Source organism: Nonomuraea longispora (assembly GCF_004348345.1).
Lineage (GTDB): Bacteria > Actinomycetota > Actinomycetes > Streptosporangiales > Streptosporangiaceae > Nonomuraea > Nonomuraea longispora.
The window spans coordinates 1-19,045 of record NZ_SMJZ01000007.1 but is presented as its reverse complement, the minus strand read 5'-3'; the positions used below and the strand labels follow the sequence as shown (position 1 = coordinate 19,045).

Annotated in this window: 17 protein-coding genes; 12 read left to right on the top strand and 5 right to left on the bottom strand. The window is 71.1% G+C overall.

The features are described 5' to 3' along the window. Positions 1-74: 74 nt before the first annotated feature. The 3 genes from E1267_RS46150 to scpA all read left to right on the top strand — a co-directional run bounded on the left by E1267_RS46150 (position 75) and on the right by scpA (position 5,982). Positions 75-1,904, top strand: coding sequence for a peptidoglycan-binding protein (locus E1267_RS46150; protein WP_246063402.1), 1,830 nt, complete (start codon positions 75-77; stop codon positions 1,902-1,904). 185 nt (positions 1,905-2,089) lie between these two features. Then, positions 2,090-3,838 (top strand): methylmalonyl-CoA mutase family protein, encoded by a 1,749-nt coding sequence (locus tag E1267_RS03465; protein WP_132329685.1) that lies wholly within the window; start codon positions 2,090-2,092, stop codon positions 3,836-3,838. Beyond that, positions 3,835-5,982 carry a methylmalonyl-CoA mutase gene (scpA, locus tag E1267_RS03460; protein WP_132329683.1) on the top strand — a complete coding sequence of 716 codons (2,148 nt, stop codon included), beginning with the start codon at positions 3,835-3,837 and terminating at the stop codon, positions 5,980-5,982. Before E1267_RS03465 ends, scpA begins: the two co-directional genes overlap by 4 nt. 84 nt (positions 5,983-6,066) lie before the next feature. Here the strand turns inward: scpA and E1267_RS03455 are convergent, their stop codons facing one another. After that, positions 6,067-8,394, bottom strand: a complete 2,328-nt coding sequence (locus E1267_RS03455) for a serine/threonine-protein kinase (protein WP_132329681.1) — start codon at positions 8,392-8,394, stop codon at positions 6,067-6,069. 111 nt (positions 8,395-8,505) lie between these two features. Between E1267_RS03455 and meaB the strand changes: the two genes are divergently transcribed. From meaB to E1267_RS03440, 4 genes are all read left to right on the top strand, one after another. After that, complete coding sequence (meaB, locus tag E1267_RS03450) at positions 8,506-9,465, top strand: methylmalonyl Co-A mutase-associated GTPase MeaB (protein ID WP_132329679.1); 960 nt, start codon at positions 8,506-8,508, stop codon at positions 9,463-9,465. Further along, positions 9,462-9,626, top strand: coding sequence for a hypothetical protein (locus tag E1267_RS44040; protein ID WP_165959437.1), 165 nt, complete (start codon positions 9,462-9,464; stop codon positions 9,624-9,626). The genes meaB and E1267_RS44040 overlap by 4 nt, the downstream gene beginning before the upstream one ends. Before the next feature lie 183 nt (positions 9,627-9,809). Beyond that, positions 9,810-10,139: a hypothetical protein gene (locus E1267_RS03445; protein ID WP_132329677.1), complete on the top strand. Its 330-nt coding sequence runs from the start codon at positions 9,810-9,812 to the stop codon at positions 10,137-10,139. Between the two features lie 85 nt (positions 10,140-10,224). Continuing rightward, complete coding sequence (locus E1267_RS03440; RefSeq protein ID WP_132329675.1) at positions 10,225-10,812, top strand: hypothetical protein; 588 nt, start codon at positions 10,225-10,227, stop codon at positions 10,810-10,812. A 20-nt stretch (positions 10,813-10,832) separates the two neighbouring features. Here the strand turns inward: E1267_RS03440 and E1267_RS03435 are convergent, their stop codons facing one another. Next, positions 10,833-11,273, bottom strand: a complete 441-nt coding sequence (locus E1267_RS03435; protein WP_165959436.1) for a YbaB/EbfC family nucleoid-associated protein — start codon at positions 11,271-11,273, stop codon at positions 10,833-10,835. 113 nt (positions 11,274-11,386) lie between these two features. Here E1267_RS03435 and E1267_RS03430 point away from each other — a divergent pair, with 113 nt between their 5' ends. Together E1267_RS03430 and E1267_RS03425 are read left to right on the top strand one after the other, a co-directional pair. Then, positions 11,387-12,007 (top strand): TetR/AcrR family transcriptional regulator, encoded by a 621-nt coding sequence (locus E1267_RS03430; RefSeq protein ID WP_132329671.1) that lies wholly within the window; start codon positions 11,387-11,389, stop codon positions 12,005-12,007. Then, positions 12,004-13,092: an acyltransferase family protein gene (locus E1267_RS03425; RefSeq protein WP_246063400.1), complete on the top strand. Its 1,089-nt coding sequence runs from the start codon at positions 12,004-12,006 to the stop codon at positions 13,090-13,092. The genes E1267_RS03430 and E1267_RS03425 overlap by 4 nt, the downstream gene beginning before the upstream one ends. Here the strand turns inward: E1267_RS03425 and E1267_RS03420 are convergent. Genes E1267_RS03420 through E1267_RS44035 form a run of 3 tightly spaced genes read right to left on the bottom strand, consistent with a single transcriptional unit; the run spans position 13,076 to position 15,473 of the window. Further along, on the bottom strand, positions 13,076-13,471 hold the full coding sequence (locus tag E1267_RS03420) for an acyl-CoA thioesterase (RefSeq protein WP_132329667.1): 396 nt from the start codon (positions 13,469-13,471) through the stop codon (positions 13,076-13,078). The two genes, E1267_RS03425 and E1267_RS03420, sit on opposite strands and share 17 nt — an antisense overlap. Beyond that, positions 13,468-15,249, bottom strand: a complete 1,782-nt coding sequence (locus E1267_RS03415) for an AMP-dependent synthetase/ligase (RefSeq protein ID WP_132329665.1) — start codon at positions 15,247-15,249, stop codon at positions 13,468-13,470. The genes E1267_RS03420 and E1267_RS03415 overlap by 4 nt, the downstream gene beginning before the upstream one ends. A 50-nt stretch (positions 15,250-15,299) precedes the next feature. Then, positions 15,300-15,473 carry a hypothetical protein gene (locus E1267_RS44035; protein ID WP_161715026.1) on the bottom strand — a complete coding sequence of 58 codons (174 nt, stop codon included), beginning with the start codon at positions 15,471-15,473 and terminating at the stop codon, positions 15,300-15,302. Between the two features lie 25 nt (positions 15,474-15,498). Between E1267_RS44035 and E1267_RS03410 the strand changes: the two genes are divergently transcribed. The 3 genes from E1267_RS03410 to E1267_RS03400 all read left to right on the top strand — a co-directional run bounded on the left by E1267_RS03410 (position 15,499) and on the right by E1267_RS03400 (position 18,929). Continuing rightward, a complete protein-coding gene (locus E1267_RS03410) occupies positions 15,499-16,020 on the top strand; it encodes a CGNR zinc finger domain-containing protein (protein WP_132329663.1) in 522 nt (173 codons plus the stop codon). Positions 16,021-16,261: 241 nt separating this feature from the next. Beyond that, positions 16,262-17,911, top strand: a complete 1,650-nt coding sequence (locus E1267_RS03405) for an ABC-F family ATP-binding cassette domain-containing protein (protein WP_132329661.1) — start codon at positions 16,262-16,264, stop codon at positions 17,909-17,911. Positions 17,912-17,984: 73 nt separating this feature from the next. After that, positions 17,985-18,929, top strand: a complete 945-nt coding sequence (locus tag E1267_RS03400; RefSeq protein ID WP_132329659.1) for a hypothetical protein — start codon at positions 17,985-17,987, stop codon at positions 18,927-18,929. Positions 18,930-19,045 lie beyond the last annotated feature (116 nt).

The window sequence follows — 19,045 nt, the reverse complement described above, 5'->3', positions numbered from 1 at the left end:
CCCATCTCCAGGACCTGCCCGCGCCGCCCGCGTTACGCTCGGTCGTCACCGACAGCGACCCCCGGAGCTCACCTGTGGCCATCGACCTGGTATCAAGGCGCGACTGGAACGCTCGCACCCCACGCGGCGACTACACGCAGCTCGACTCCGCCAAAGGCGTGAAGGTCCACTACACCGGTGGCAGGGTCGATCCCGGCATCGTCTCCGACCACGAGGCCTGCACGGCCTTGGTACGTTCCATCCAGAGCCACCACATGGACGGCAACGGCTGGATCGACATCGGCTACTGCGTGGACGAGGAGACCGAGATCCTCACCCGGCAGGGCTGGAGGTCCTGGTGCGAGCTGCGTCCCGGCGACCTCGTTCTCACCCTCGACCACGGCACGGGCATGTCGGTGTGGCAGCCCGTGCTGGAGGTGTGCGTGTTCCCCCCGCGCGAGCGGGAGATGATCCGCATGCGCGGCGCCGGTCACTCCTCCTTGACGACGCCCCATCACCGCTGGCCGGTGGAGCGCCGCCGCCGCGTCCCCGGCTCCCTGCGGTGGAGGGGGCCGGGCGCGACGTGGCTGCCCGCTGCGAGGGCGGGCCGTACGGTCACCGTGCGTGAGCGCCGGTGGGTCACCACCGAGACCATCGCCGGCGACGACCGCATCACGATCGCCGCTCCCTGCGCCGACCTGCCGGCCGAGCCGAAGTGGTCGGACGCCTTCGTCGAGCTGCTCGCGTGGTTCTGCACGGCCGGGGCCGTCGACCGCGCCGGGGGCGGCGTCGCGATCCACCGGCCGCCGGACGACGAGGCGCACCTCATGCGCATCCGTGCAGCGCTCCACGCGGTCCTCGGCCCTCCCGCCGACCGGCTCCACCGGGGTGGGGCATGGCGGGAGACGCTCTCGGACGATCGCGCCGCGTTCCGCCTCCCGGCCCGGGCGGGCCGGGAGCTGCTGGAGGCGGCGCCCGGCGGGGTGCCCGCACTCGGCTTCCTCCTCTGCCTGACCAGGTCCCAGCTCGACCTGTACGTGGCGACCTGCCTGGCGGGCGGGGACGGGCCGGACGGGTTCGCGCGCGAGGACCGTACGGCGGCGGAGGCGTTCATGTTGGCCGTGCTGCTGTCGGGGTCGGAGGCGTCGCTGCACCGTGTGCCGCCTGCGGACGGCAACGGACCTGGCGGGTGGAAGGTCTCCGTCGGCAGGCGGCGGCACGTCGTGCCGCGACCGGCCGCGCGGCGCGGCGCGGCGGGCATGACGATCCGGAAGGAGACCTACGACGGCCGGATCTGGTGCCCGAGGATCGAGAACCAGAGCTGGCTGGCGCGCAGGGACGGGACCGTCTACTTCACCGGCAACACCATGATCGCCTGCCCGCACCGGAAGGTGTTCCAGGGGCGCGGGCCGCACCATCTGCCCGCCGCCAACGGCCCGGGGCTCAACTCCGGCCACTACGCCGTGCTGGGGCTGGTGGGCAGCACCGGGCTCGTCCAGCCGCCCGACGGCGTCCTGCACGCCGTCCTCGACGCGATCGAGCACCTGCGCGCCAGTGGCCGCGCCGGCAAGGAGATCAAGGGGCACCGCGACGGCTACGCCACCGCCTGCCCCGGCGACCCTCTCTACGCCTGGGTCAGGCGTGGCGCCCCGCGCCCCGGCGGCACCGCCGAGCCACCGCCGCCGCCCTCGGCGCCGCCGTTCCCCGGGCGGCTGCTGAGGTATCCGCCGGTGACACGCGGCGAGGACGTACGCACGTGGCAGGCGCAGATGAGGAAACGCGGCTGGGACATCGACGTGGACGGCGCGTACGGTCCCGAGTCGCGCGACGTGTGCCGCAGTTTCCAGCGCGTGCAGGGGATCGACGACGACGGGATCGTGGGCCCGATCACGTGGCGGCTGGCGTGGGAGGCCCCGACCAGCTGATCTCGTGTAGGGGTGGACCCTGGGTTACTCGGTTCGCGGCCTTCCGCCGCGTGCAGGGGATCGACGACGACGGGATCGTGGGCCCGATCACGTGGCGGCTGGCGTGGGAGGCCCCGACCAGCTGATCTCGTGTAGGGGTGGACCCTGGGTTACTCGGTTCGCGGCCTTCCGCCTACTATCCGAACATGGAACTGGCAGCGGGGTTCGCGCCTGTGTCGCGCGACGACTGGCGGGCGCTGGCGGTGGCGGTCCTGCGTAGATCCGGGATCGAGGCGGACTCTCCCGAGGAGGCGCTGTCCACCCCGACCTACGACGGGGTGGCGGTCGCCCCGCTCTACGACGCCGGCGACCTTCCTGGAGATCCGGGCCTGCCAGGGGCGGCCCCTTACGTGCGCGGGGCCAGGGCCGTGCCCGGATGGGACGTGCGGCAACGGCACACCGTGGCCGACCCCGAGGCCGTGCTGGCCGACCTGGAGAACGGCGGTACCTCGCTGTGGCTGGTCGTCGGGCCGGACGCCATCCCGGTGGGCGAGCTGGGCACGGTGCTGAAGGACGTCTATCTCGACCTGGCGCCCGTCGTGCTGGAGGCCGGCGGGCGGGCGGAGGAGGCCGCGCAGGCGCTGTTCGGGCTCGCCGCCGCCCGCGGCACCCCGCTGAGCGGCAATCTGGGAGCCTCCGGCGAGCTCGGGGCCCGGCTGGCGCGGCGCTGCGTCGCCGACTTCCCCGGGCTGCGGGCCGTCGTCGCCGACGCGACGCCCTACCATGACGCCGGCGGGAGCGACGCCGAGGAGCTGGGCTGCTCGATGGCACAGGGCGTCGCCGAGTTGCGGGCGCTCACCGGAGGCGGGCTCTCCGTCGAGCAGGCGCTGGGGCAGATCGAGTTCCGGTACGCCGCCACCGCCGACCAGTTCGCCACCATCGCCAAGCTGCGCGCGGCACGCCGGCTCTGGGCCAGGGTCGCCGAGGTCTGCGGCGCGGCCGAGCACGGAGGTCAGGCGCAGCACGCCGTGACGAGCGCGGCCATGATGACGGCCCGCGACCCGTGGGTCAACATGCTGCGCACCACGCTCGCCTGCTTCGCCGCCGGCGTGGGCGGAGCCGAGGCGGTCACCGTCCGGCCGTTCGACGCCCGCCTGCGGTCACCGGACGCCTTCTCCCGCCGCATCGCCCGCAACACGCAGGCGCTGCTGATCGAGGAGGCGGGTGCGGGGCGGGTGATCGACCCCGCGGGCGGCTCCTGGTACGTCGAACGCCGCACCGCCGACCTGGCCGAGCGGGCGTGGGACTGGTTCCAGGAGATCGAGGCGGCCGGAGGGCTCACGGCGGCGGCCGGGTCGGTGTCCGAGCGGATCGCCGCCACCCGTGACCGCCGCGCCGACGACATCGCCCACCGGCGCCTGCCCATCACGGGCGTGAGCGAATACCCCGACCTCCACGAGAAACCCCTGCGCCCCGCGTCGGCCTCCGGCACAACCGCACCGGACGACGGCGGGAGCGTGGGGCTGCCCCGGGTGCGCTACGCCGAGCCCTTCGAGGAACTGCGCGATCTGGCCGACGCACAGGCCGAGCGTCCCAAGGTGTTCCTCGCCACGATCGGCCCTGTGGCCGTCCACACCGCCAGGGCGGCGTTCGCGGCGAACCTGTTCCAGGCGGGCGGCCTGCAGACCGAGACCGCGGGCCCGGGCGCCGACCCCGAGCAGATCGCCACCGCCTTCGCCGTCAGCGGCACGACGGTCGCCTGCCTGTGCTCGAGCGACAAGCTGTACGACCAGCACGCCGCGGCCGTCGCCGCCGCCCTGCGCAAGGCCGGGGCGAAGAAGGTGTGGCTGGCGGGGAAGGGAGACTACGAGGGCGTGGACGCCACCCTGCACGCGGGCTGTGACGCGCTGGCCGTGCTCCGCACGACCTTCGACGACCTGGAGGTGACCCGATGATCCCGGACTTCTCCGGCATCCCCCTCAACGGCGGGCCCAAGCCGGGGACGGACGCCCCCGAGCCGGCGGGCGAGGTGTGGGAGACGCCCGAGGGCATCGAGGTCAAGCCGCTCTACACCGCCGGCGACCTCGACGGTCTCGACTTCCTGGGCACCTATCCCGGCGCGGCCCCCTACCTGCGCGGCCCGTACCCCACGATGTACGTCAACCAGCCGTGGACGATCCGCCAGTACGCGGGCTTCTCCACGGCCGAGGACTCCAACGCCTTCTACCGCCGCAACCTCGCCGCGGGGCAGAAGGGCCTGTCGGTGGCGTTCGACCTGGCCACGCACCGAGGCTACGACTCCGACCATCCCCGTGTCGCCGGCGACGTGGGCATGGCGGGGGTGGCGATCGACTCCGTCTACGACATGAGGCAGTTGTTCGACGGGATCCCGCTCGACCGCATGTCCGTGTCGATGACCATGAACGGCGCCGTGCTGCCCGTTCTCGCGCTGTACATCGTGGCGGCCGAGGAGCAGGGTGTCGCGCCGGAACAACTCGCGGGGACGATCCAGAACGACATCCTCAAAGAGTTCATGGTACGCAACACCTATATTTATCCACCGGCACCGTCGATGCGGATTATTTCGGATATTTTCGCGTATACGAGCGAGAAGATGCCGAAATTCAACTCGATCAGCATTTCCGGGTACCACATCCAGGAGGCCGGCGCCACATGCGACCTGGAGCTGGCCTACACGCTGGCCGACGGCGTCGAATATCTGCGGGCCGGGGTCGACGCGGGCATGGACATCGACCGGTTCGCGCCGCGGTTGTCGTTCTTCTGGTGCATCGGCATGAACTTCTTCATGGAGGTCGCCAAACTGCGCGCCGCCCGGTTGTTGTGGGCGAAGCTCGTTTCCGGATTCAACGCCAAAAACCCGAAATCCCTGAGCCTCCGTACGCACAGCCAGACCTCCGGCTGGTCCCTGACCGCGCAGGACGTCTTCAACAACGTCGCCCGCACCTGCGTCGAGGCCATGGCCGCCACCCAGGGCCACACCCAGTCGCTGCACACCAACGCCCTGGACGAGGCCCTCGCCCTGCCCACCGACTTCTCCGCCCGAATCGCCCGCAACACCCAGCTCCTCCTCCAGCAGGAGTCGGGAACCACGCAGGTGATCGACCCGTGGGGCGGCTCCTACTACGTCGAACGTCTCACCCACGACCTCGCCGCACGCGCCTGGGAGCACATCCAGGAGGTCGAGTCCGCCGGCGGCATGGCCAGGGCCATCGAGGCGGGCCTGCCCAAACTGCGCATCGAGGAGGCGGCCGCCCGCACCCAGGCCCGCATCGACTCGGGCCGCCAGCCCGTCATCGGCGTGAACAAGTACCGCGCCACCGGTGACGACGACATCGAGGTGCTCAAGGTCGACAACAGCTCCGTACGCGCCCAGCAACTCGACAAGCTCGCCAGGCTCCGTGCCGAACGCCACGAGCCCGACGTCCAGCACGCGCTCGCCGCGCTCACCAAGGCCGCCGACAACCCAGCGCCCGGTTTGGAGCACAACCTGCTCAAGCTGGCCGTCGACGCCGCCCGCGCCAAGGCCACCGTGGGCGAGATCTCCGACGCGCTGGAGCGGGTCTTCGGCAGGCACGCCGAGCAGGTCCGTACCATCTCAGGGGTGTACCGCGACGAGTCAGGCCCCTCCGCCGCCATCGAACGCGCCCGCCAGGCCTGCGCCGATTTCGAGCGAGCGGAAGGACGACGCCCGCGCATCCTGGTCGCCAAGATGGGCCAGGACGGTCACGACCGCGGCCAGAAGGTGATCGCCACCGCCTTCGCCGACCTGGGCTTCGACGTCGACGTCGGCCCGCTGTTCCAGACGCCGGAAGAGGTCGCCAGGCAGGCGGTCGAGGCCGACGTGCACATCGTGGGCGTGTCGTCGCTGGCGGCCGGCCACCTCACGCTGGTGCCCGCGCTGCGCGAGGCCCTCGCCGCTCACGACGCCGGCGAGACCATGATCGTGGTCGGCGGCGTCATCCCGCCGGACGACCACGACGCTCTGCGGGCCGCCGGCGCCGCCGCGATCTTCCCGCCGGGCACCGTGATCGCCGACGCCGCCCTCGACCTCATCGACCAGCTGAGGAAGCGTCCCTAGGGCTGCCGGGTCGTGGCCGGCCGGTTCGGGAGACTCCCGGCGCATCCGCCGGGAGGGGGCGCCCTTCAGAGGCCGGGGAGCGCTTCAACGCGGGCACATGGTGACGGAGACGGTCCGCTGGGTGGTGAGGGGAGAGGTGATCCGCAACGTGACCTTGTGGACGCCGCCCGAGCTCGTGAGGGTGTGCGGCGCGGCCAGATAGCGCCGGCCGTTGCGCGAGATGCCCGCCGTCGCGCGGCCCACGGCGGAGCCGTCGACATACCAGGTGTAGGCGAAGTTCACCGCGCCCCCGGTCCGCTCGACCAGCGCCTGGAGCGTCGCCTCGCCGCCGGCCCAGCAGTCGCCGTTCCTCGTACCCCCGGCCCGCACGTAGACCAGCCTCAGCCGGCCCTTCGTGGCGCGGCCGGTGCCCGTCGACTCGTCGGGCTGGGGGTCGGCCGTACGGCTGCGCCGCTGCCGCTCGGTCGTGGTGGCGGACGGAGAGGCCGTCGGCGCCTCGCTGACGACGGCGAGTCTCGTGGTCTTCTGGGTGGGCGTGGTGGGGGTGAGCCAGACGATGGCGCCGCCGAGAGCGAGCACGCACAGGCCGGAGACGGAGGCGATGAGCACCTTCTTCGCCCTGCGCCGTTTGCGCGGCGGCGGCGCGGCCGCGGATGTTCCCCCGCCGGCGACCAGGGCGTCGACGAGCGCCGAGGAGTGCGCGGTCGGCACCGAGTGCGTGGACTCGGGCGCGTGAGGAGGCGCGGTGGCATGAGGCTGGGACTCGAACGGCGCCGAGTCGAGGCCCTGCTTGGCGGCGAACGGAGCGGGCGGCTCCGACCAGGCCGGCACCTCGGGCGCCTGCCCGCCGTGCCCCTGCCCGCCGTGCCCCTCGTCCTGCGTCCCGAGCGGCGCCCCGTACCCGACCGGCGCCTCGGACGGGCTGTCCTGCCCGTACGCCGGCGGCGTACCGTACGCGGACGGGGACTCGACCGGCTGCGACAGATCGAACAACGCCTGAAGCGGCGAGCCGTCCTCCTCGTGGCCCGCCTGCCCGTGACCCGCTTCGCCGGGGCCGCTCCGCGCGTCGCCCGGCTGGGCTTCGTGCGGCGGGTACGCGGCCTGCCCGGGTCCGTAACCGGAGTCCCCGGACGCCGCACCCTGCTGTGGCGCCCTGGTCCTGCGCCTGGGCAGGGGCTCACCGACCACCCTGCCGAGGGGCGGGGGATCGCCGACGTCCTTGCCGAGGGGCGCGGACGCGTCCTGGTCGAGGGTCTGGTCGGCGGTCTGCTGCCAGGCCGCGGAATCGTCGGTTCGCTGCCTTGCCGGGGAGCCGGCCGCCTCGGGCCGCGCCTGCCCGGGCGGCTCGCCCCAGGCCTGGCCGTGCGACTCGGACCGGGCGGCCTCCCCCGGCGTGTCGAACGCGGCCGCCTGGCCGGGGCCCTGCCGCGCGGCCGTGGACTGTTCGGCGCCGGTGCCCGGTGCGGGTTCGGCGGAGGCCGGCTCAGGTGTCTGCTCCCAGAGCCAGTCCGGGGTGTCGTTCGTGGCCGGCCGGCTCGCGGGCTGAGGCGCCGGCGTCTGGTACGGCGTGTCGTACGCCGGAGCCTGCCGCCCGCCCTCCGCGATGCTCTGGGTGGAGGGCCTGCCCTTGCGCTGGGGCGCGGTCAGGTGGAGCAGGACGTCGCGGATCGGGGGGCGGGCCGACGGGTCCTTGGCCAGGCAGGCCGGTACGACCTCCCGCAGCGGCCGTGGCAGCTCGCCGATCTCCGGCTCCTCGTTCACGATGCGGTTGATCACCACGGGCAGCGAGTCGTCCCCGAACGGCGGCATCCCCGTGGCCGCGAACACGATCACCGACGCCCACGCGAACACGTCCGAGGGAGTGCCCACCGGCTTGCCCGCGAGTTGCTCGGGAGCCATGTACGCAGGCGTCCCGACAATGGTGCTGGTCGCCTTCATGCCCGACCCGAGCGCCGCCGCGATGCCGAAGTCCACCACCTTCGGGCCCTCGGGCCCGAGCAGCACGTTCGCCGGTTTGAAGTCCCCGTGGAGCAGGCCCGCCTGGTGGATCGCGTCCAGCGCGGTCGCGGTCGCCACGGCGAGGCGCTGCAGGTCCACGCCGGTGTGCCGGCCTACCTGCTCGAGCGAGGGCCCGTCCACGTACTCCGACACGATGTACGCCCTGCCGCTGGTCGACGCGTCGAGCACACGCGCGATGCAGAAGGGCTCGACCGTGCGCGCGGTGGCGACGTCCTTGACCAGCCGGCCGCCCATGACGATGCCCTCGCGCAGCGCCTTGACGGCGACGGGGGTTCCGTTGCGTGCCTGGCCGAGGTAGACGACGCCGTGCCCGCCCGCGCCGAGCCGCCCGACCAGCCGGTACGGCCCCACCGCTGCCGGGTCGCCCTCGTGAAGGGGTTCGACGTTGGGCATGAGGGGAGTGACTCCTGTGACGGCTGAGATCAGAACTCCAGCACCCTACTGGCAAATGTCAAGCCTTGTAAGACATTAAGCTGATCAACTGGGAAGAAAGGGGTAAGTCGGGTGCATTCGCTGGAGGACTACGCCCGCGGCGTACGCGCCGGCTCGCGTACGTGGATCGGCCGGGCGATCACGCTCGTCGAGTCGACAAGAGCCGACCACATGGCCCTGTCCCAGCAACTGCTCGTCGAGCTGACCCCACATTCCGGGCACGCGCGCCGGGTGGGCGTCTCCGGCGTGCCGGGGGTGGGCAAGTCGACCTTCATCGATGCCTTCGGCACCATGCTCACCGGCGAGGGCCACAAGGTGGCGGTGCTGGCGGTGGACCCCTCCTCCACGAGGACGGGCGGCAGCATTCTCGGCGACAAGACCCGCATGGCCAGGCTTTCGGCCGACCCCTCGGCGTTCATCCGCCCCTCGCCCACGTCCGGCACCCTCGGCGGCGTCGCCAAGGCGACCAGGGAGGCCATGGTGGTCGTGGAGGCGGCGGGGTTCGACGTCGTCCTGGTCGAGACGGTCGGGGTAGGCCAGTCGGAGACCGCCGTCGCCGACATGGTCGACACGTTCCTGCTGCTCACGCTGGCGCGGACCGGCGACCAGCTCCAGGGCATCAAGAAGGGTGTGCTGGAGCTGGCCGACGTGATCGCGGTCAACAAGGCCGACGGGGAACACGAGCTCCCCGCCAGGAAGGCCGCGCGCGAGCTGGCGGGAGCGCTGCGCATGCTCCGCTCCGACACGACGCCGCCGCCCGTGCTCACCTGCAGCGCCCTCACCGGTGACGGGCTGGACAAGCTGTGGCACCAGATCCTGGCCCACGAGCAGGCGATCGACCTGCCCGCCAAGCGCCGCCGGCAACTGGTGCGGTGGACCTGGACCCTGGTGCAGGACCGGCTGCTGGCGGAGCTGCGCCACGATCCCGGAGTCGCGGCGATCACCGAGGAGGTGGAGCGCGACGTCCTCGCGGGCGACCTCACGCCCGCGCTCGCGGCCGACCGCCTGCTGTCGGTGTTCAAGGGTCAGTGATCTCCGGCGGTATTAGCCCGGCCAGGCTGTACAGGTTCGACAACGCCGAGACGGTGCCGTTCGTCTTCGGCGCGGACTCCGTGGACCCGGCCCGGCTGCCGCGCCGCACACACCCGGAGAGGGCCGTAGCCGACCACCTCGCCTCCGGCGGCACCTGGTAGGGCCGCATCGGCTGGCCGCGTTTCTGACCCCCGGCCCGACGGCGCGAACGGCGTCGTGGAAGCCGCCGGCTTGCGACCCCGTCGAGCAGCCACGAGCATGCCACCACTACCCCGTGCGCTTCTCGCACCAGATCGTTACTATTGCCACCCAAGCAGTCATCTTACGTGTACGAGGAGTAAGTGTTGGCGGGCGACGAAGTGCCACGTATACATCACTCGACGTCGATCAGAGGGCTGGGCGACGCTCTCACCGACGAGCGCGACGGCACCTCTCCGGTGTCACACCTGGACGCGGCAGGTCGCCTGCCCGAGGGCATGCGCATAGGCATGTTCGCCATGGGCGTGCTCGGCGCCCCCTTCGCGTTCCAGCACGACAACATCGTCGGCTACGCCGAGCAAATGGTCCGCAGCACCGTCAGCGGCCTGTACGAGCACCGGGAAGGGCTGCACCTGGTCACCCGTAACAACGAGATCGCGGAAGCGGGGAACGAAGAGCATGTCCAACGGATTTGAGCTCCCCACCCCTGGTGGTCCAAGCACGTGGACGCCCATCGACGGGGGCGTCGACCTGAGAGATCTGCAGTACCTCACCCTCGGCATGCTGGCGTTCAGCGCGGCCGTCTTCCCTGGTCTGCGACACACGGTGCTCTCATACGGGCTGACGCTGCCGACCGATCCGCAGAGGGTGCACAAGGCAGCGGACGGCTGGAGTGCCCTCGGCGAGGGCGTCTACACCGCGGGCCGGACGGCGCAGCAGCAGCACGACACCGTTCCTCAGGACAACTGGCAGGCGCCGGAGCGCGATCTCTACGGGGAGCATATCGGGGCCTACGCTGTGGCGTCCGACACCGCGGCCGACTCCGCGCGAGACCTTTCGACCATCTTGAGGTGGGTCGCCAACATTCAGACGGTAGGTCAGTACCTTCACTTCGCGCAGGCGGCGATATTGTCCGCGATCACGATGAGGTCCCTGCTCATGGGGCCGGGAGGGCACATGTACGGTCAGCTCCAAGCGTATTCGGCGGGGAGGTCCATCGAGCACGGGACCCAACGGCTGAAGGATCTTCTCGTCACGGCCGGAGCAGGGCTCGGCCTGGCGACCGCCGGCGCCATCGCGGCGGAGATCACCCTCACCGACGGACTCAAACCGTCCGACGGGACGGCAAGGCACGCTGCGGCCACCTGACCGCCCCACGGTGACGCCCCTCAGTGACCGAGTTTCTTCCGCAGGCGATCGAGCTCTCCCATGGCGTCCCTCATCATCCCGTCGAACGCCTGTTGCGCCTCGGCGACCTTCGCCGCCGCCGTGTCCGGGTCGGCCATGGCAGGATCCATGCCGCCGAACGAGTCGCCCATGATCGCGGACACCTGACGCTGAAGGTCGGCGTCGGCGTCACGGAGAGCGGCGAGAATCGCTGCCGACATCTCTTTGACGCTCATCCGCTTCGCTCGCGGATCGATCTCGAGCCGGGTCACGCCGCCCTGCGCGGTGCATTCGACCACGATGTGGCCGTTGGCCGCCGTGGCCCGGCCGACCGCCGCCGCGACCTCTTTCTGGGCAGCCTCGAAGCCGGCCACGCGTTTGCGGGAGTCTCGTAGGAACGCCTCGACATCGATGTGCGCGAAGTTGCCGAGCGGGCTCTCCATCGGAGTCCTTCCGTTCTGTATGAGCTGCAATCCGACGGTAATAGCACATGCCACACTGCCGCGCGACTTGACCGGACGGCACATGGCCAGGCCGATGCGCTATAATTTTGGCCATGCGGTCAGAAAATGAGTCGGATGGCCAGAAACGTCGCTCCTTCATCGAGGAGGCCAGGCGTGCCCAGATCGTCGCCTCCGCCGTGGAAGTGATCGCCGAGATCGGGTTCGCCCAGGCCTCACTGGCGCGCATCGCCCAGCACGCGGGCATCAGCAAGGGCGTCATCTCCTACCATTTCGCCGGCAAGGACGAGCTGATGGTGGAGGTGGTCGAGCGGACCTACGGCCTCATCGCCGAGACCGTAGGGGCCAGGATGCAGGGTCTGAGCTCGGCCACGGAACTGCTCAGGGCGTACCTTCTGGGTGTCGCCGAGCACATGCGCGGCCACCGCACCCAGCTGGCCGCTCTGGGTGAGATCTTCATCCACCTCAGGGGCGCCGACGGGCGCCCGCGCTACGGGATCAAGGCCAACGAGGAGATCTACCGGGCGCTGGAGGGAATCTACGCGCTCGGCCAGGAGAGCGGAGAGTTCTGGCACTTCGACCGCCGGGTCATGGCCGTCACCCAGGCCTCCGCCGTCGACAACATGTTCGCCTACTGGGTCGCCTATCCCGAGCACGATCTCGACGCACACGCCAGAGAACTGGCCGACATCTTCGAAAGGGCATGCAGATCATGAAGACCGAGCTCAGGCCGGCGACCCGCCTTCACGCGGTCGACAACCTGAGGATCGTGCTGACCGGGCTGGTCGTCGCCCACCACGTGGCGGTCACCTACGGAAACATCCCCCTCTGGTTCTACACCGAGCCCGCCAAGGACGCCTCAGGCGGTCTGCTCGACCTCCTGGTCTCCTTCAACCAGGCCTTCTTCATGGGGTTCTTCTTCCTCATCTCCGGCTTCTTCACCCCCCGTTCCTACGATCGCAAGGGCGGGCGCGCCTTCATGCGCGACCGGCTCATCCGGCTCGGCATCCCGCTGCTCGTCTTCCTCTTCCTGCTGCGGCCGCTGGTCAACTTCCCCGGGTACGCCGAGTGGGCCGCGCCCGCGGGCATGCCCTACTGGCACTACTACATCGGCTCCTGGGACCCGGGGCCCATGTGGTTCGCCGAGGTGCTGATCGTCTTCGCGCTGGTCCACCTGCTCTGGCGGAGCCGGCGCAGGCCGCTCGACCAGCGTTCCGTCCCCCTCAGGTTCAGCTGGATCGCGCTGTTCGTCCTGGGGCTGGCCGTCGCGACGTTCCTGTGGCGCATCCCGGTGCCGACCGGCAGCTACGTGCCGGTGCTGGGGCTCCCTTCGCCGCAGTGCCTGCCGCAGTACGCCGCCATGTTCACGCTCGGGTGCGTCGCCTTCAGGCGCGGCTGGTTCGAGACGCTGCCGGCCAAGGCGGGACCGCTCGGGCTCGTCACGGCGGGCGTGTCGAGCGCGGTGCTGGTGCCGGCGCAGTACATGACGACCGGCGTGCTGGCGTCGGCGCTGACGGCCCTGTGGGAGTCGTCGTTCGCGGTCGCCATGATCATCGGACTGACCGTGGTCTTCAGGGAGCGCTTCGGCGACCAGGGGCCGCGCGGCAGATTCCTGTCCGACCACGCCTTCACCGTCTACATCGTCCACCCGCTCGTGCTGGTCGCCCTCGGCTACGCGCTGCGGCCCATCGAGGCGATCGCCATCGTCAAGTTCGCCATCATGCTCGTCATCGCGCTGCCCGCGTGCTGGGCCCTGGCCTACGCCGTGCGGTCGCTGCCCGGGGCTAAGCGGGTGTTGTGAGCATCTCCGGCAGTGGGGCGGCCCGGCCGCCCGCCACGCACACGTACGTGACCGTGCCGACGGCCACCAGGTCACCCGCGCGGCCGCTTACTGGGCCGCCCTCCCGCCGCATCGTGAACGTCATCGTGAGCGACGTGGTGCCGACTTGCGCCGGAGCGCTCTCCACGGCCAGCACGTCGCCCAGTCGGGCGGGGGAGTGGTGCTCGCAGCCGCTCGCCTTGACCACCAGGTCGGCCCCGCCCTCCCGGAGCCGCCCGTAGCCGCCCCTGGCGCCCAGCCAGTCGAGGAACGCGTCCTCGAAGAACTCGTAGTAGCGGGTCGCGTGCATCATGGCCTGGGCGTCGCAGTGTCGCGGGCGCACCGGGAGATGGGAGATCATGCCGGCGAGTCGTAGAAGGAGTCGAGGACGTCGCCGTGGCGTTCCTCCACCACCTTGCGCTTGATCTTGAGGCTGGGGGTCAGCTCGCCCGTCTCCACGGAGAAGTCCTCCGCCAGGATCGCGAACTTCTTGACCGTCGTGTAGCTCGCCTCGCCGGCGTTGACCTGCTCGATCGCCTTCTCGACCTCCGCGCGCATGCGGGGGTGCTCGCGCAGCTCGCGCGGGTCCGCCGGCAGCGACTCGGCCTCCGCCCACGGCCTGACGACGTCCATGTCGAGGGTGACCAGCGCCGTCACGTAGTTGCGCCGGTCGCCGTGCACGAACACGTGCGACGCGTACGGGCAGGCCGCCTTGATCCGGCCCTCCAGGTAGGTCGGCGCGACATATTTCCCGCCCGACGTCTTGATCAGCTCCTTCTTGCGGTCGGTGATGGACAGCCGCCCGGCCTCGTCGAGCTCGCCGATGTCGCCGGTGTGCAGCCAGCCGTCCTTCAGCGCCGCCTCAGTCTCCTCCGGCAGGCCGTGGTAGCCGCGCATGATGCCGCGCCCGCCGATCAGGATCTCGCCGTCGTCGGCGATCCGTACCCGGGTGCCGGGGAACGGCTGCCCGACCGTCCCGAACCGCACCGAGCCCGGACGGTTGAGGAAGCTGCCCGCCGACGACTCCGTCAGGCCGTACCCCTCAAGGATCGTCAGCCCGGCCGCGTCGAAGAACTCGGCGATGTCCTGCGACAGCGGGGCGGCGCCCGAGATGAAGAAGCGGATCCGCCCGCCGAACCGGTCGCGGAGCTTGGCGAAGACCAGGCGGTCGGCGAGCGCGTACTCGATCCTTGTGGTGAACGGGACGGAGACCCCGCGCTGGCGGGCCCGTACGACCCTGATGCCCGTCCGCTTGGCCCAGGCGAAGATGAGGGCCTTCGCGCCGCCCTCGCGCCGTACGTTGGCCGCCACCGTGTTGTGGATCTTCTCGAAGATGCGCGGCGCGGCCGCCATGACCGTCGGCCGCAGCTCCCCCAGGTTGTCGGCGATCCTGTCGAGGCGGCCGTCGATCGCCGTGGGCACGCCGGCGTCGATCATCACCACCTCCAGCAGCTTGCCGAACGAGTGCGACAGCGGCAGCCACAGGAAGTGCAGGTCGGCCCCGGAGATCAGATCGATCTCGCGTACCGCGCCGGCCGCGTAGAGCCAGTTGTCGTGCGTCAGCTCCACGCCCTTGGGCCGGCCGGTGGTGCCGGAGGTGTAGATGAGCGTGGCCAGGTCGTCCTGGGCGATGGCGTCGACCATTTCGTCGTAGCCGGCCTGGGGGTCGCCCTCGGAGACGGCCTCCGTCAGCGAGTCGAACGTGATCACCCAGCCGTCGTCGGCCGGCGAGCCGTCGATCACCACGACGTGGGTGACGCCGGGCAGTTCCTTCCGCACGGACCTGATCTTGGAGACCTGGTCGTCGTTCTCGGCGATGACGATCGTGCTGCCCGAGTCGGCGATGACGAACGCGGACTCCTCGGCCGTGTTGGACGGGTAGATCGTCGTCGTGGCCGCCCCGGTGGACAACACCGCCAGGTCGGCCAGGATCCATTCGAGCCGGGTGGAGCAGAGGATCGACACGCGGGTGCCGGGCCCGGCGCCGAGCCGGGCGAGCCCCAGAGTCAGGCCGCGGACCCGCTCGCCCACCTCCCGCCATGACAGTGAGCTCCAGCCCTCATCGGAGGGCACCCGGTACGCCTCGGCGTCGGGGGTAGCCGTGATCCTGTCGCGCAGCAAGGACGGAATGCTGGACATGCCTGACCTCCTGGAGGGTGTGTGGCCGACTCTAGGACCACGGCGGCGTCTCAGTCGATGGTCTTGATCGACCGTCCTCCGGGAGCGGAGGTCGCGACCATGCGCGAGGTCCGCACCTCCCAGACGCCGCAGGCGCACCTCAGATAGGAGACCAGGCCCTCGGACGTGCGATGAGAGGAGACGAGGGTCAGGGCGAGAGGGTCGTGCAGATCTGCTGAGTGCATGATTCCAACCTGATGTAATGGCCTTATGCATTTCAACGCTTACGGCGGCAACGGAGCGGCCCTCGCGGCGGCGCTGGTCAACGCGACCGACTTCAGTCCGGCGGCGGTCGAGGCGATGCTCGGCGAGCACCGCCTGCTGCGCACCGCCGTCACCGCCGGCGAGGCCGAGGAGCTGCGGGCGTGGGCCCGCCGGCTCGACCCGGTGTTCGGCGAGTTCGACCAGGACACCCAGATCCGGCTGGTCAACGAGCTGCTCGACGTGACCGCGTCCAAGCCGTACGTGAGCGCCCACGACGGCCGCGAGCCCCACCTGCACTTCTTCGCGGTGGACGCCGACATCGTGGCCAGGGCGAAGGACACCACGGCCGGCGGGCTGGCCATGGCCATGTCGTTCGCCGGCGGCCGGCGGCTGGGGCGGTGCGGCAGGGACGGCTGCGGTGTCGTCTACGTCGACACCTCGCGCAACGGGCGCCGCCGGTTCTGCACGCCGGCCTGCGCCAACAGGGTGAACGTCGCGGCGCACCGGGCGCGCAGCCTTGCCAGGTGATCTGCACGTCGCATACACTTTCGTCGTTCTGTCGCCGATCCGTGAGGGCAGCCGACGTGAGGATCTGAGGTCGCGGGCACCGCGCCGTTCCGCCCTGTCCTGGGCCTGCGCGCACACCTGACCTCAGGCGACATCCTCGCCTCGATCGCGGACTCCGTACGAGTTCCCCTGGGTTGCGCGTCTATGCGGTGATTTCCCGCCACGTCACGACATTTCAACGTTTGTGATGGGGAGCCGCCTTATGTCTTTCTCGCTTGTCATCGATCATGTCTCCTTCGCCTGGCCCGACGGCAGCAAGGTGCTCGACCGGCTCGACGCCGCGTTCCCGGCGGGGCGTACGGGGCTCATCGGGCTCAACGGATCGGGCAAGTCCACCCTGATCAAGATCATCGCCGGTGAGCTGGCCCCGCAGTCCGGGTCCGTCTCCGTCGCGGGCGAGGTGGGATACCTGCCGCAGAACGTGCCGCTCGCGGCCGGCCGTACCGTGTCGGACCTGCTGGAGATCAGCGCGACCCGGACGGCGCTGCACGCCATCGAGGGCGGCGACGTGGCCGAGGAGCACTTCGCCGCGGTCGGCGACGACTGGGACGTGGAGGAACGCGCGCGGGCTGAGCTTGACCGGCTCGGCCTCGGCCACATCGGCCTGGACCGCACCGTCGGCACGCTGTCCGGCGGCGAGACCGTCATGGTCGCGCTCGCCGCCCAGCTGCTGAAGCGGCCCGACGTGCTGCTGCTCGACGAGCCCACCAACAACCTCGACCTCGAGGCCAGGCGGCGGCTCTACGCCGCCGTGTCCGCCTGGCAGGGCGTGCTGCTGCTCGTCAGCCACGATCGGGCGCTGCTGGAGCTCGTCGACCAGGTCGCCGAGCTGCGCGACGGCGCCGTACGCATGTACGGCGGCAACCTGAGCGCCTACGAGGAGCAGGTCGACGCCGAACAGGAGGCGGCCGAACGTACGGTGCGCACCGCGGAAGGCGAGGTGAGACGGCAGCAGCGCGAGCTCGTCGAGGCCCGCACCAGGATCGACAGGGGCCTGCGCGCGGGCAGGAAGGCGTTCGAGAACAAGAAGGTGCCGAAGATCGTCGCGAACGGGCTCAAGCGCAAGGCCCAGGTGAGCGCGGGCAAGCAGCGCACCCTGCACCTGGAGAAGCTGGAGGAGGCCCGCGAGCGGCTGACCGAGGCCGAGCAGTCGGTGCGCGACGACGCGGAGATCCGCATCGAGCTGCCCGGCACCGAGGTGCCGGCCGGACGTACGGTCCTGACCCTGCCGCTCGACCCACCTCCCGGAGCCGCGCGCCCCGCACAGGAGGACGCACAGGAGGACGCACAGGAGGACGCGGAGGAGGGCGCGGAGGAGATCCGCAGGGCCGTGCTGGAGACCCTGGTCGTGCGCGGACCGGAGCGCATCGCGCTGCTCGGGCGCAACGGCTCGGGCAAGACCACGCTGCTCAGGCGCATCCTGGAGCACGGCGCCCACGTGCCCGTCCACTACCTGCCGCAGCGGCTCGACCTGCTCGACGACGCGCTGAGCGTGGTGGACAACGTGCGCGCCGCCGCCCCCTCCGCCTCGGTGAACGAGGTACGCGCCCGCCTTGCGCGCTTCCTGTTCAGGGGAGAGCGGGCCAACCAGGCGGCGGGCACGCTCTCGGGCGGCGAACGGTTCCGCGCGACGCTGGCCGCGCTGCTGTCGGCCGAGCCGCCGCCGCAGCTGCTCCTGCTCGACGAGCCGACCAACAACCTCGACATGGCCAGTGCCGCCCAGCTCGCGCAGGCGCTGTCGGCCTACCGAGGGGCGCTCATCGTGGCCAGTCATGACGTGCCGTTCCTGGAGACGCTCGGGATCACCCGCTGGCTGCACCAGGACAGGGAGGCCGGACTGGCCGAATCGTGATTGACGTTCGGGGATCAACCGGGCGATAGTGTGGCAGGTGGCAGCACCGCGGTTGATCCCCTGCGTTCTCGCCTTGACAACGCTCACGCTCGGCGCGTGCTCGGCCGGCTCGCCCTCGCCCACCGGGGGCGAGAGCAAGGTCACCGGCGTGGCCGGCGGCCAGGACAGCGCCCCTTCGGTCAGCGGCGGCACACCCGCCGCTCCCAGCGCGACCGCGCTGACGCCCGAGGCCTACAAGGACGAGCTCGGCGGCGAGCGCAAGCCGATGCGCGCCGCGCTCGACGCCCTGGCGGGCGCGCGCGGGCTCAAGTCGCTCGACCAGAAGCTCGGCCGCGCCCGGTCGGCCCTGAGCGACGGCGCCGACCAGCTGGCCGGCCTCACCCCGCCCGATTCCGTACGCGCCCAGCACGACGCGTACGTCGCCGGCCTGCGCGCCGCCGCCGCCGCGCTGGTCGCCACCGGCGACAAGGTCGGCGGCCGGGACCTGTGCACCTCCTCGGCCGTGCTCACCGACCTGGACGACACGCTGGACCGGCTCGACGAGGCCGGAGAGGCCCTGGAGAGCGCCGGGGACTACAGGGCCGACGTCGTCGGCGTGACGGCCGGGAAGAAGCAGACCAGAAGGTTGCGCAACGGCTCGTACGTGCGCAGGAGCACGCTGAGCGGCCGCAGCTCGCTGGAGATCGACAACGGCGGCGACCGCGACGCGGTGGTCACCGCCGTGCGCGGCGGCAGCAAGGCGTTCAGCGTCTACGTGCGCAAGAACGCGCGGTTCAAGGTGCGGGGCGTGCGCGACGGCACGTACCGGATCTACTTCACGCACGGCGTGGACTGGGACGGCAAGCGCAAGGCGTTCACCCGCGAGTGCAGCTTCGAGAGGTTCCAGAAGTCGGTGAAGTTCAGGACGTCCTACACCGCCACGCAGGTTCGCTGGCACGACTGGCGGGTCACCCTGCACGCCATCTCCGGAGGCAACGCCCGCACCTCCCCGGTGGACCCGGACGACTTCCCCGGCTGAACCCGCGGCCCCCCGGGGAGCCGACCCAAGAGACGCCGCGAGGGCCGCGCACCCCGCCGGTGCGCGGCCCTCGACCTGCCTGGGCGAGCGTCAGCTGGAGAAGAGCATGCCCACCC